Annotated in this window: 10 protein-coding genes; 2 read left to right on the forward strand and 8 right to left on the reverse strand. The window is 58.7% G+C overall.

Annotated features, from left to right (window positions below; all coding sequences use genetic code 11):
• Positions 1-8: 8 nt before the first annotated feature.
• From sdhA to sdhC, 3 genes are read right to left on the reverse strand one after another with little or no spacing between them, the layout of a single operon-like run.
• Positions 9-1781: a succinate dehydrogenase flavoprotein subunit gene (sdhA, locus tag NMB39_RS19960; RefSeq protein ID WP_003190007.1), complete on the reverse strand. Its 1773-nt coding sequence runs from the start codon at positions 1779-1781 to the stop codon at positions 9-11.
• Between the two features lie 3 nt (positions 1782-1784).
• Positions 1785-2153, reverse strand: a complete 369-nt coding sequence (gene sdhD, locus NMB39_RS19965; protein ID WP_003172805.1) for a succinate dehydrogenase, hydrophobic membrane anchor protein — start codon at positions 2151-2153, stop codon at positions 1785-1787.
• A complete protein-coding gene (gene sdhC / locus NMB39_RS19970; protein WP_003190005.1) occupies positions 2147-2521 on the reverse strand; it encodes a succinate dehydrogenase, cytochrome b556 subunit in 375 nt (124 codons plus the stop codon). Before sdhC ends, sdhD begins: the two co-directional genes overlap by 7 nt.
• Before the next feature lie 365 nt (positions 2522-2886).
• Here sdhC and gltA point away from each other — a divergent pair, with 365 nt between their 5' ends.
• Entirely contained in the window at positions 2887-4176 is a 1290-nt protein-coding gene (gene gltA, locus NMB39_RS19975) for a citrate synthase (RefSeq protein WP_012723087.1), read from the forward strand.
• 561 nt (positions 4177-4737) lie between these two features.
• Here the strand turns inward: gltA and NMB39_RS19980 are convergent.
• The 4 genes from NMB39_RS19980 to NMB39_RS19995 all read right to left on the reverse strand — a co-directional run bounded on the left by NMB39_RS19980 (position 4738) and on the right by NMB39_RS19995 (position 9905).
• On the reverse strand, positions 4738-5769 hold the full coding sequence (locus NMB39_RS19980) for an IS110 family RNA-guided transposase (RefSeq protein WP_124356368.1): 1032 nt from the start codon (positions 5767-5769) through the stop codon (positions 4738-4740).
• A gap of 1056 nt (positions 5770-6825) precedes the next feature.
• Positions 6826-8484, reverse strand: a complete 1659-nt coding sequence (locus NMB39_RS19985) for a cation acetate symporter (RefSeq protein ID WP_046069090.1) — start codon at positions 8482-8484, stop codon at positions 6826-6828.
• A complete protein-coding gene (locus NMB39_RS19990) occupies positions 8481-8792 on the reverse strand; it encodes a DUF485 domain-containing protein (RefSeq protein WP_057022224.1) in 312 nt (103 codons plus the stop codon). The genes NMB39_RS19985 and NMB39_RS19990 overlap by 4 nt, the downstream gene beginning before the upstream one ends.
• Positions 8793-9053: 261 nt before the next feature.
• Positions 9054-9905, reverse strand: a complete 852-nt coding sequence (locus NMB39_RS19995) for a glycine betaine ABC transporter substrate-binding protein (protein WP_046069092.1) — start codon at positions 9903-9905, stop codon at positions 9054-9056.
• A 333-nt stretch (positions 9906-10238) separates the two neighbouring features.
• Here NMB39_RS19995 and NMB39_RS20000 point away from each other — a divergent pair, with 333 nt between their 5' ends.
• Positions 10239-11792 carry a glycoside hydrolase family 17 protein gene (locus NMB39_RS20000; protein WP_494340176.1) on the forward strand — a complete coding sequence of 518 codons (1554 nt, stop codon included), beginning with the start codon at positions 10239-10241 and terminating at the stop codon, positions 11790-11792.
• Positions 11793-11897: 105 nt separating this feature from the next.
• Here NMB39_RS20000 and NMB39_RS20005 read toward each other — a convergent pair whose 3' ends face one another.
• Positions 11898-12266 (reverse strand): hypothetical protein, encoded by a 369-nt coding sequence (locus NMB39_RS20005; RefSeq protein ID WP_494340175.1) that lies wholly within the window; start codon positions 12264-12266, stop codon positions 11898-11900.
• Between the last annotated feature and the right edge of the window lie 19 nt (positions 12267-12285).

Here is a 12285-nt window from a genome sequence, read left to right on the forward strand (position 1 = left end):
AGCCACCCTTAGTAAGTCCGAATCTTCGGTTCAAACGTCGGAACCGTCTTCGGCGAGAAGTTCACGGCACGCTTGGTCACGCGCTTGTCACCCGGGAAGTACAGGGTGTGGCACAACCAGTTTTCGTCATCGCGATCTTCAAAGTCTTCACGGGCGTGAGCACCACGGGATTCTTTACGAACCTCGGCGGCGATCGCCGTCGCTTCAGCCACTTCCAGCAGGTTTTGCAGCTCAAGGGCTTCGATACGAGCGGTATTGAACGCCTGGCTCTTATCGTTGATCTTGACGTTGGCGATACGCTTGCGCAGATCGGCCAGCTGGGCAATGCCCTTCTGCATGTATTCGCCGGTACGGAACACACCGAAGTAGTTCTGCATGCAGTTTTGCAGTTCGCGACGCAGGGTTGCCACGTCTTCGCCATCAGTGCGCTCGTTCAGAGCGTTCAGGCGCGCCAGGGCAGCTTCGATGTTGGCGTCGGTGGCGTCATCGTATTCGATGCCGTCGGTCAGCGCTTTTTCCAGGTGCAGGCCGGCAGCGCGGCCGAATACCACCAGGTCGAGCAGCGAGTTGCCGCCCAGGCGGTTGGCACCGTGAACCGATACGCAGGCCACTTCGCCTACCGCGAACAGACCATGAATGATCTCGTCCTGGCCATCGGCGTTCTGGGTGATCGCCTGGCCATGAATGTTGGTCGGCACGCCGCCCATCATGTAGTGGCAAGTCGGAACAACCGGCACCGGAGCAACCACAGGGTCAACGTGGGCAAAGGTCTTGGACAGCTCGCAGATACCTGGCAGGCGGCTGTGCAGCACTTCCTCACCGAGATGGTCGAGTTTGAGCAGTACGTGATCGCCATTCGGGCCACAGCCGTTACCGGCGATGATCTCTTTAACCATCGAACGGGCTACTACGTCACGACCAGCAAGGTCTTTGGCGTTCGGGGCATAACGCTCCATGAAACGCTCGCCATGCTTGTTGATCAGGTAGCCACCTTCACCACGGCAACCTTCGGTCACCAGTACACCGGCGCCGGCGATGCCGGTCGGGTGGAACTGCCACATTTCGATGTCTTGTACCGGTACACCGGCACGCAGTGCCATGCCGACGCCGTCACCGGTGTTGATCAGGGCATTGGTGGTCGAAGCGTAGATACGACCTGCACCGCCGGTCGCCAGAACGGTAGCCTTGGCGCGGATGTAGGTGGTTTCACCGGTTTCGATGCAGATTGCGATCACACCGACGAACTCGCCTTGTGCGTTCTTGACCAGGTCAACCGCGTAGTACTCGTTCAGGAACGTGGTGCCGGCTTTCAGGTTGCCCTGGTAAAGCGTGTGCAGCAGCGCGTGACCGGTACGGTCGGACGCGGCGCAGGTACGGGCAGCCTGGCCACCTTTACCGTAGTCTTTCGACTGGCCGCCGAATGGGCGCTGGTAGATACGACCTTGCTCGGTACGGGAGAACGGCAGGCCCATGTGGTCCAGCTCGAACACCGCGGCCGGGCCTTCCTGACACATGTATTCGATAGCGTCCTGGTCACCGATGTAGTCGGAACCCTTGACGGTATCGTACATGTGCCAGCGCCAGTCATCGTTCGGGTCGGCGGACGCGATGGCGCAGGTGATGCCACCCTGGGCCGATACGGTGTGGGAGCGCGTCGGGAACACCTTGGTGATCACGGCAGTCTTGTGACCACCCTGGGCCAGCTGCAGCGCAGCGCGCATGCCAGCACCGCCGCCACCAATGATGATGGCGTCGAATGAAATAGTTGGAATGTTAGCCATGAATCAGATACCCCAAAGAATCTGCACACCCCAGACGAAGTAAGCGAACATCGCGACGCCGCATACTGCCTGGAAGAGGAAACGTACTGCAGTCGCGGACTTGCCCAGCGCCATCGGCGTCAGGTAGTCAGTCGCGATGGTCCACATGCCAACCCAGGCGTGAGCGCCCAGGGCTACAAGTGCCAGCAGACTGAAGATTCGCATCGCATTATGGGAGAACAGGCCATGCCATTGCTCATAGCCAATGCCCGGGTTTGCGACGAGGTATCCGATCAGGAAAATGAAATAAGCCGCGAGAACGACCGCAGACACACGCTGTGCCATCCAGTCATAGAGGCCCGAACGCGACAGATTCGTAACGCTGGTTACCATATCCAAACTCCTGCCAGAACGATCAGCACCACGGAAATGGCGATGATGATTTTCGAGCCCAGGCGGCCGCCTTCCAGCGTCTCACCGATGCCCATGTCCATGATCAAGTGGCGCACACCGGCTACCAGGTGATAAAGGAGAGAGGACAAGAGGCCCCATGCTACGAACTTGGCCAGCGGGCTGGTCAAGCATGCCTTCACCTCGGCGTATCCTTCCTCGGAACCCAGGGATTTGCTCAATGCATAAAGCATGATGCCCAAGCCCAGGAACAGGATGATGCCGGAAACACGGTGCAGGAACGACGTAACGCCGGTGATGGGGAGTTTGATGGTCCTTAGGTCTAGGTTTACAGGTCGTTGGCTATTCACGGCTTTTTTTCACACTGAAGAGCCCCTAACAATCAGGGCAAAGTTGTTGGGGAGTGCGACTGGTCAGGTAAGCACCACCCAGGGAGTGCGACCCCCAATGAAAGCAAGCCCAAAAGCCCTTGGCGGTCGGTGGCCGAGTATAGACAGTTAGGTTACTAATGACAACGCGCACACCTCACCCTAATAGCTGATTGCGCTGACGGGATAAAAGGCGTAAATGGCAGTCATTTTCGACGAAAAAGTACGGTTAAAGCCTTCTGGCGCAAGACTTTAGGCAAATTGACATCTGGATTTATATCAATATAGTGGTGCGGGCCCTGCGTGGGGGGTCTGTCTGATGATTTGAAGCATAAATAGGAGGCCACATGGCTGACAAAAAAGCGCAGTTGATCATCGAGGGCGCAGCCCCCGTCGAGCTGCCCATTTTAACCGGCACCGTTGGTCCCGATGTTATCGACGTACGGGGCCTGACGGCCACGGGCCGTTTTACTTTCGACCCAGGTTTCATGTCGACCGCGTCCTGCGAGTCGAAGATCACCTATATCGATGGTGACAATGGCATTCTGCTTCATCGCGGTTACCCGATCGAGCAACTGGCTGAACAATCGGACTACCTGGAAACCTGCTACCTGCTGCTAAATGGTGAATTGCCAACAGCCGAGCAGAAAGCCCAGTTCGTCAGCACTGTGAAGAACCACACCATGGTTCACGAGCAGTTGAAGACCTTCTTCAATGGCTTTCGTCGCGACGCCCACCCGATGGCCGTCATGTGCGGTGTGGTCGGCGCCCTGTCGGCCTTCTATCACGACTCCCTGGACATCAATAACCCGCAGCATCGCGAAATTTCCGCGATCCGCCTGGTTGCCAAGATGCCGACCCTGGCCGCCATGGTCTACAAGTACTCCATGGGCCAGCCTATGATGTACCCGCGCAACGACCTGACGTACGCGGAAAACTTCCTGCACATGATGTTCAACACCCCGTGCGAGATCAAACCGATCAGCCCTGTGCTGGCCAAGGCCATGGACCGGATCTTCATCCTCCATGCCGACCACGAGCAAAACGCCTCCACCTCCACCGTACGCCTGGCCGGCTCTTCGGGTGCCAACCCGTTCGCCTGTATCGCCGCCGGCATCGCCGCACTGTGGGGCCCTGCCCACGGCGGTGCGAACGAAGCCGTATTGACCATGCTCGATGAAATCGGCGATGTGTCGAACATCGACAAGTTCATCGCCAAGGCCAAGGACAAGAACGATCCGTTCAAGCTGATGGGCTTCGGTCACCGGGTCTACAAGAACCGCGACCCACGTGCCACCGTGATGAAGCAGACCTGCGACGAAGTGTTGAAGGAACTGGGCATCAAGAACGATCCGCAACTCGAACTGGCCATGCGCCTGGAAGAGATCGCCCTGACCGACCCGTACTTCATCGAACGCTCGCTGTACCCGAACGTCGACTTCTACTCGGGGATCATCCTCAAGGCGATCGGCATTCCAACCAGCATGTTCACCGTGATCTTCGCCCTGGCGCGGACCGTGGGCTGGATCTCCCACTGGAAGGAAATGCTCTCCAGTCCGTACAAGATTGGCCGCCCGCGCCAGTTGTACACCGGCTACGAGTCGCGTGACATTACCAAGCTGGAAGATCGCAAGTAAGCATTCAAACGCTTAGCTGCACTGAAAACGGCCTCCCTTGTGGAGGCCGTTTTTGTTTGTGTTGCCTGACCTGCCGCCATCGGGAGCAAGCCCCCTCTTATCAAACTTCAAGTGAGCTACTGATTTTAAATAGTTAAAATTTAGTCTTAACGCCGGATATTTCGGAGGCGGCCCAGGTTGCTGCGCGACGGCGCCACGTCGACGATGTGACCGGGTTGTTGGATTGTTGGGGCGAGTACATATCCGTTGCTTAGGTAACGGCTACTATAGGTTCCGCCCTTATGTATGGACTCGCCTCCACTGTCTACCCGCTTTTCAACACTGCTACCCGGTTGCATCTATGTATAAGGCCTATTCGAGGAAGCCCATCTTTGGCTTCTGGCCAACATTGGTTGAGCTCGCGGTATGCCGATTACGTTCAGGCCTCGAAGGCCGGTAAGGGCGCAGGCATCGATCCGCGACGGTCTGACCTGGGGTCAATGTTTTCTAGCAGGGGCTGGAGCGCTTTACGCCCCGGTGGCAGAACTCTGGTGATCTGTAACTTGTCGCAGCCGGCCGGCCTTAGGCTGGTTGGCTGTGATAAGTCTGGTCATTCTGTAGCAGCACCCAGATGATTCGTAGGTTGCGATTCGCCAGTCGTACCGCCGCTTCCTTACGTCCTAGCCGACTCAGCCAACGTTGCAAGCGACGATCGTCGGGCTGCTCAGAATCAGGACGTAGGTGCCTCAATACGGCGTGAGCACCCTGAACCATCAGGCTGCGTATGTAACCATCGCCTCGTTTGCTCATCTTGCCCAGGCGAACCTTCTGCCCACTGCTGTTCTGATCGGGCACCATGCCAAAGTAGGCGGCGAACTGGCGTGCATCGGCGAAACGTTCGGGTTCGGTCTGCTTGGCTAGCATCGCTGTGGCGATGATCGGACCGACACCGCGTACCGTCATTAACCGTCTGGCGGTTTGATCCTGGTTCGCAGCGATCTCCAGGCGACCGGTCAATACGTTGATCCGCTCGCCTAACTGGCGCCATTCGCCCAGCAACTCGTCGATGAGTTCGCGCAATATGTCTGGCAGTGGTTGGGTGGCATCCTCCAGTATGCGAGGTAGGGTTTGACTGATAGCAACATCGCCTTGTGCCAAGGCAACACCGTGTTCCATCAATAGACCGCGCATCTGGTTACTCGTAGCTGTACGCCGACGCACATAACCCTGCCGGGCACGGTGCAATGCCTGCATGGCCAGTGCTGCAGCACTTTTGATGGGCACCGCTGTGATTTTGGTGTCCCGTCCCGCCCGTAAAATGGCCAGCGCATCGTTACGATCATTTTTTGCGCCGCTGCGGTGGTCGGCCACCAGCTGCGCGGGAAGAACTCGCGCCAGATTACCCTGCGCCTGCAGCTGTCGTGCCCATGCTTGAGCGCCGGGGCCGGTTTCCATCAGTACAACGATGTTTGCCGGTAGCTTGCGCAAGAATGCGTGGAAGGACTCACGCGACTTGATGCGTTCTTCATAAAGCACCTGGCCAAGAGCATCTTCGCCTACGACCTGAAATACCTGCTTGGCTAGATCGACTGCCACTGTCGTACAGGTCGACAGATCGGTTGAAGACAGGGACTGTTTAAGCGTCGTATTCTTTTTCATGGACTTGCCCTCGCTGTCGTTGGCTTCTTAGACTGCCACCGCGGCGCATTGACGCCTCGGCGTGGGCGAGTCCATCTAATTACGGCGGCTCACTTTGCAAAAGCGGCAAAGTAAGCAAAACGCTCTTGCCCCACCACTCGGCACCTCGCCCAGGCTCGGTGTGCCTTCTCTCCGGCTTGAATCCGTGGGCCGCCGTCATGGGCCATCCTTGGCCCAGGACGGCTAACCCGGCGTCCTGCCGGGTTGCCCACGGCTTCAAGCCTGCGTTCGGCCAGCGTGGTTTAACGGGGCGCTTAAGATCAAAAGCAAGATCAAGAGCGACTCGCTGCGCATCGCAGATACGCTGGCGGCGCTTGTGCTTTTCTGTAGGAGCGAGCTTGCTCGCGAAAACCTGAGAACGCCACGTTCTTTCTGGTTTCCCGCGTCATCGTTAACGACCATCGCGGGCAAGCCCGCTCCCACAGGGGTACGCGCACGATTCAACGATCAGGTCGGCTATAAGGCCGCCTCGCTGTGTTTTTGATCTTAGGCGCCCCGTTAAACCACGCTGGCCGGAATTCGACAGGGATTTGGGGGGTAAACCGGCAGGGATGCCGGTTTAGCCGCCCCGCGCCATGGATTGGGCGAGGTGCCGAGTGGTGGGATAAGAGCGTTTTGCTTACTTTTGCGCTTTTTGTTCAAAAGTGAGCCGCTGTAAACGCGGAACCATAAGTGGCCGTTGCCCAAATAACGGATATGTACCCAGGACAAAAACCAACATCCTCGGCTGTCAGGCCGCCACGGGAGCAAGCTCCCTGGTTTGTTGCGCGACAGCGTCACATCGAAGATGTGGTGGGGACTCCCACATTTGACTGTGTTCACAAGTTGAAATCTGCGAACCCAATCCAGTGTGGGAGGGGCGGTGCGACGATTCGACTTGCTCCCGATGAGGCCAACCCACCCAACACAAATCTTCAGGCAAAAAAATACCCCAGCCTTTCGACCGGGGCATTTTTCTATCCAGCTATAACCTTAGTGATTAACCGCCCCGCTCGCCCCCAGGCCAGTCTGCGAACGCACAAACTGCGGGAAGTACAGCGCACGCTCTTTCTCTGCCGCCGCCGACTTGTCGGTGATGGAGAAGAACCAGATGCCGATGAACGCAATGATCATCGAGAACAGCGCCGGGTACTCGTACGGGAAGATGGCTTTTTCATGGTGCAGGATCGAGACCCAGATGGTCGGGCCGAGGATCATCAGGCCCACAGCACTGATCAAGCCCAGCCAGCCGCCGATCATGGCGCCACGGGTGGTGAGATTTTTCCAGTACATGGAAAGCAGCAGCACCGGGAAGTTACAGCTGGCGGCAATCGAGAACGCCAGGCCGACCATGAACGCAATGTTCTGGCTTTCGAACAGGATACCCAGGCCGATAGCCAGCACCGCCAGGGCGATGGTGGTGATCTTCGACACGCGAATCTCATCCTTCTCGTTAGCCTTGCCCTTCTTGATCACGCTGGCGTACAGGTCATGGGATACCGCCGAGGCACCGGCCAGGGTCAAGCCGGCGACCACCGCGAGGATGGTGGCGAAGGCCACGGCCGAGATAAAGCCCAGGAAGATGCTGCCACCCACCGCGTTGGCCAGGTGCACCGCCGCCATGTTGTTACCGCCGAGCAAGGCGCCTGCCGCATCCTTGAACGCCGGATTGGTGCTGACCAGCAGGATAGCGCCGAAGCCGATGATAAAGGTCAGGATATAGAAGTAGCCGATGAAGCCCGTAGCGTACAGCACGCTCTTACGCGCTTCCTTGGCGTCGCTCACAGTAAAGAAACGCATCAGGATGTGCGGCAGGCCGGCAGTACCGAACATCAGGGCCAGGCCCAGGGAGAATGCCGAGATCGGGTCTTTCACCAGGCCGCCCGGGCTCATGATCGCTTCACCTTTAGGGTGAACCTTGATCGCCTCGGAGAAAAGCATGTTGAAGTCGAAGTTGACATGCTTCATTACCATCAGTGCCATGAACGAGGCACCGGACAGCAACAGCACCGCCTTGATGATCTGCACCCAGGTGGTCGCCAGCATGCCGCCGAACAACACGTACAGGCACATCAGGATGCCGACCAGGATCACCGCCACATGGTAGTCCAGGCCGAAGAGCAGCTGGATCAGCTTGCCCGCGCCGACCATCTGCGCGATCAGGTAGAACGCCACCACCACCAACGAACCACAGGCCGAGAGGCTGCGGATCTGGGTTTGCCCGAGGCGATAGGACGCCACGTCGGCAAAGGTGTACTTGCCCAGGTTACGCAGGCGCTCGGCGATCAGGAACAGAATGATCGGCCAGCCCACCAGGAAGCCGATCGAGTAGATCAGGCCGTCGTAGCCAGAGGTAAATACCAGCGCGGAAATACCCAAAAAGGACGCCGCCGACATGTAGTCGCCGGCAATCGCCAGGCCGTTCTGGAAGCCGGTGATCTTGCCGCCTGCCGCATAGTAGTCGGCCGCCGACTTGTTGCGCTTGGACGCCCAGTAGGTGATGCACAACGTCGCGCCGACAAAGGCCACGAACATCAGGATCGCTGCGATATTCAGCGGTTGCTTATGCACTTCACCGGTCAACGCATCTGCCGCCCAAACGGCGGGCGCAAAGACGCAAGCGCCGAATACAGCCAATAGACGACGGATCATTGCGCAGCCTCCTTGAGAATCGCATTGTTCAGGTCGTCGAATTCGCCGTTGGCGCGTCGCACATAGATAGCGGTGAGGATGAAGGCCGAAACAATCAGCCCGACCCCGATAGGGATGCCCCAGGTGATGGATGAACCGGGGCTGAGCTTGGCCCCCAGTACTTGCGGCCCGTAGGCGATCAACAGGATGAAACCGGAGTAAAGCCCTAGCATGATCGCCGAGAGAATCCAGGCGAACCTTTCCCTTTTCCTGACCAGCTCCTTGAAACGCGGGCTGTTTTGAATCGAGAGGTAAATGCTGTCGTTCATTGTTTTTATCCTCGCAGCACAGCTTTTTTATTATTGGAACGTATCCACTGTATGCGGCTGTGGAAAGGGTTCCAGACGACCTTAGTAGTAGATCGAGTGTAGCGAGAGTTTGCGGGGACACAGAAACATTTGAGGGAGGATGAAATCAATGTGGGAGGGGGCTTGCTCCCGATGGCGGCGGGTCAGTCAACAGTGCTCTGACTGAACAATCGCAATCGGGAGCAAGCCCCCTCCCACAGGGTATTGCATCAAAAGTGAGGGTTATTTAGCGGTCCACTCAGCGACGCGCTCAGGGTGCTTGGCCACCCAATCCTTGGCCGCCGCATCAGGCTTGGCGCCTTCCTGGATCGCGAGCATGACTTCGCCAATCTCATCCTTGGAGGCCCACTGGAATTTCTTCAGGAAAGCCGCCACTTCCGGTGCTTTTTTCTCCAGGCCCTTGCTGCCGATGCTGTTGACGGTTTCAGCAGCACCATAAATCCCTTTAGGGTCGTCCAGGAAACGCAGTTTCCACTTGGCAAACATCCAGTGCGGCACCCAACCGGTCACGGCAATGGAGTCCTGCTTGTCTTCGGCACGGGTCAGTTCGGCGATCATCGCCGCGCCCGAGCTGGCTTGCAGCTTGTAGTCCAGGCCATATTGCTTGATAGCTTCGTCGGTCTTGAGCATTACGCCTGAACCGGCGTCGATGCCGACGATCTTGTTCTTGAAGGTGGTATCGGTCTTGAGGTCTTCAATGGATTTGGCCTTGACGTACTCCGGTACGATCAGGCCGATCTTCGCATCCTTGAAGTTGGGGCCGTAGTCGACCACCTTGTCTTTGTTCTTGGCCCAGTATTCGCCGTGGGTCACGGGTAGCCAGGCGGAGAGCATGGCATCGAGTTTGCCGGTGGCGACGCCCTGCCACATGATCCCGGTGGCGACGGCTTGCAGCTTCACGTCGTAGCCAAGTTTTTCCCTGATAACTTCTGCCGCCACATGGGTGGTAGCCACGCTGTCGGACCAACCGTCCACGTAGCCGAGGCTCAGGGTCTTGCTGTCGGCGCTGGCCAGTGTGGAGCCCATCGCAACTACCAACGTGGCAGCTGCGCCCAAGAGTCGTCGCATCTTCATAGTACTTCCCCGAAAGTGCTGCGCCCGACGGATGCCGAGCGACGTCAAACTGTTGTTATAGGGTGCACCGCGCCTCCTTCACGCGCATCGATCCGGTTGCCCAAGACATCAGTGGAGTTCTGACCCTTCGATAATCAACCTGCCGGGTCCATGGACCTGCTCTGCCAGCGACCTCGGCTGAGCAAGAAACGACATCACATAGCCAGCAGGAGACTTCCTACAAATTGACGCCAGAATCCCGCCCGAACTTTGCATGTCAAAATCATGCAGCTCCACTGAAAGGAGTCAATTGCGGGTAAGATGCGCGCCTTTGCTCCCCCAGATAAGCTGACCATGCCCGCGACTGCCCGCTTCCCTGCCCTGCCCTATTTCCTTGCTTTGACCCTCGGCCTGCTTGCTCTTGTCGGCTATTGGTACGGCCTCGGCCGGCCGGTGGTGTTGCCGGACGTCGCCAGCGCCAGCCACAAGATGCAATGTGCCTCCTATACGCCGTTCGACAAGGACCAATCGCCCTTCGACCAGCCTTTCAAGCTGCGCCCCGAGCGTATGGACGCCGACCTGGCGCTGCTTGCCACACGCTTTGAATGCATTCGCACCTACTCAATGACGGGCCTGGAGTCCTTGCCGGACCTGGCGCGCAAGCATGGGTTGAAGGTGATGGCCGGGGCCTGGGTCAGCAGCGATCCAGTGGCGACCGAGAAAGAAATCAACGAGCTGATCGCTGCTGCCAACGCCAATCCTGACATCGTCACCTCAGTGATCGTCGGCAACGAAGCCCTGTTGCGCAAGGAAGTGACCGCCAAGCAATTGGTGGCGCTGATTCAAACAGTCAAAAGCCAGATCAAACAGCCGGTCACCTATGCCGATGTCTGGGAGTTCTGGCTGCAACACCCGGAAATCGCCCCGGCGGTGGATTTCCTCACCATTCACCTGCTGCCGTACTGGGAAGATGACCCGTCCGGAATCGACCAGGCGCTCAAGCACGTGGGCGATGTGCGCCAGACCTTCGGCCACAAGTTCGCGCCCAAGGACATCGTGATCGGCGAGACCGGCTGGCCCAGCGAAGGCCGCCAGCGCGAAACCGCCGTGCCAAGCCGGGTCAATGAGGCCAAGTTCATGCGTGGCTTCGTGGCCATGGCCGAAGCCAATGGCTGGCGCTACAACCTGATCGAAGCCTTTGACCAACCGTGGAAACGTGCGAGTGAAGGTGCCGTCGGCGGTTACTGGGGACTGTTCGATGCAGACCGGCAGGACAAAGCCATCCTCGCCGGCCCCGTGACCAATGTGCCGTACTGGCCGCTGTGGCTGGGCATCGGCGGGCTCATCCTGCTCGGCACCCTGGTGCTCGGTGGCCGTGTGCGCAGCCCGCGCTCGGCGCTGATGCTGCCCTTGCTGGGCGCCGTTGCAGCCTGCTCCATTGGCACCTGGGCCGAACTGACCCGTGTCACCGCACGCTTCAACGATGAGTGGGTATGGGCCGGTTTGCTGGTGGTATTGAACCTGCTGGTGCTGGCCCACGCCGCCCTGGCCCTCAGCGCCCGTGACGGCTGGCGCGCGCGAGTGTTCGACTGGCTGGAGCAACGCGCCGGTTGGCTGGTGGCGATTGCCGGGTTTGCGGGGGCGGTAATGATGCTGGCGCTGGTGTTTGACCCGCGTTACCGCAGCTTCCCGAGCGCGGCGCTGGTGCTGCCGGCCCTGGTGTACCTGGTGCGCCCGGTAACCGGGCCGCGTCGGGAGATTGCGTTGCTGGCCTTCATTATCGGTACCGGCGTTGCGCCGCAGTTGTACCGCGAAGGGCTATTGAATCAGCAGGCCTGGGGTTGGGCAGTGGTCAGCGTGCTGATGGTTGCAGCTTTGTGGCGTTGCTTGCGGGTGCGCAAGGCTTAACACTGGCATCGGGAGCAAGCCCCCTCCCACACTTGACCGTATTCACAAATAGAAATATGTGAACCCAATCAATTGTGGGAGGGGGCCTGCTCCCGATTGGCCCTATCAGGCGCCCCGAGGCTTCCTGACCAACCGCAACCCCGCAATCATCACCGCGAACACCGCAAACGTGGTGTTGTACAACGCCAGCGCCGGCAACCCGAACACCATCCCCAGCACCGCCAAAGCCCACCCCGCACGCCCCGGCACGAAAAACGCCAGCACCGACGTGATCAACGCCGCCCAGCCCAGCACCTTGAAGTGAATCATCAACCCCAGGTTGGCACGCACCTGGCACTCCCAGCGGCTGGCCTCATCAGCGCAGATGCCGACCCACTGCCCATCTTCCATAAACCCGTAACGTGCGGCATAACTGGCGCCCAGCCACAACGGCAGGGCAATAAGCAGCAAAATCAACGGCAAGCGGCGGGACATGGGGCACTCCGATAGGCAA

Source organism: Pseudomonas sp. FBCC-B545 (assembly GCF_059134095.1).

What these genes read in the sequence shown, in the direction of transcription:
- sdhA (WP_003190007.1), bottom strand. Translation starts at nt 1,781, where the DNA reads ATGGCTAACATTCCAACTATTTCATTCGACGCCATCATCATTGGTGGC.
- sdhD (WP_003172805.1), bottom strand. Translation starts at nt 2,153, where the DNA reads ATGGTAACCAGCGTTACGAATCTGTCGCGTTCGGGCCTCTATGACTGG.
- gltA (WP_012723087.1), top strand. Translation starts at nt 2,887, where the DNA reads ATGGCTGACAAAAAAGCGCAGTTGATCATCGAGGGCGCAGCCCCCGTC.
- NMB39_RS19985 (WP_046069090.1), bottom strand. Translation starts at nt 8,484, where the DNA reads ATGATCCGTCGTCTATTGGCTGTATTCGGCGCTTGCGTCTTTGCGCCC.
- NMB39_RS19990 (WP_057022224.1), bottom strand. Translation starts at nt 8,792, where the DNA reads ATGAACGACAGCATTTACCTCTCGATTCAAAACAGCCCGCGTTTCAAG.
- NMB39_RS19995 (WP_046069092.1), bottom strand. Translation starts at nt 9,905, where the DNA reads ATGAAGATGCGACGACTCTTGGGCGCAGCTGCCACGTTGGTAGTTGCG.
- NMB39_RS20000 (WP_494340176.1), top strand. Translation starts at nt 10,239, where the DNA reads ATGCCCGCGACTGCCCGCTTCCCTGCCCTGCCCTATTTCCTTGCTTTG.
- NMB39_RS20005 (WP_494340175.1), bottom strand. Translation starts at nt 12,266, where the DNA reads ATGTCCCGCCGCTTGCCGTTGATTTTGCTGCTTATTGCCCTGCCGTTG.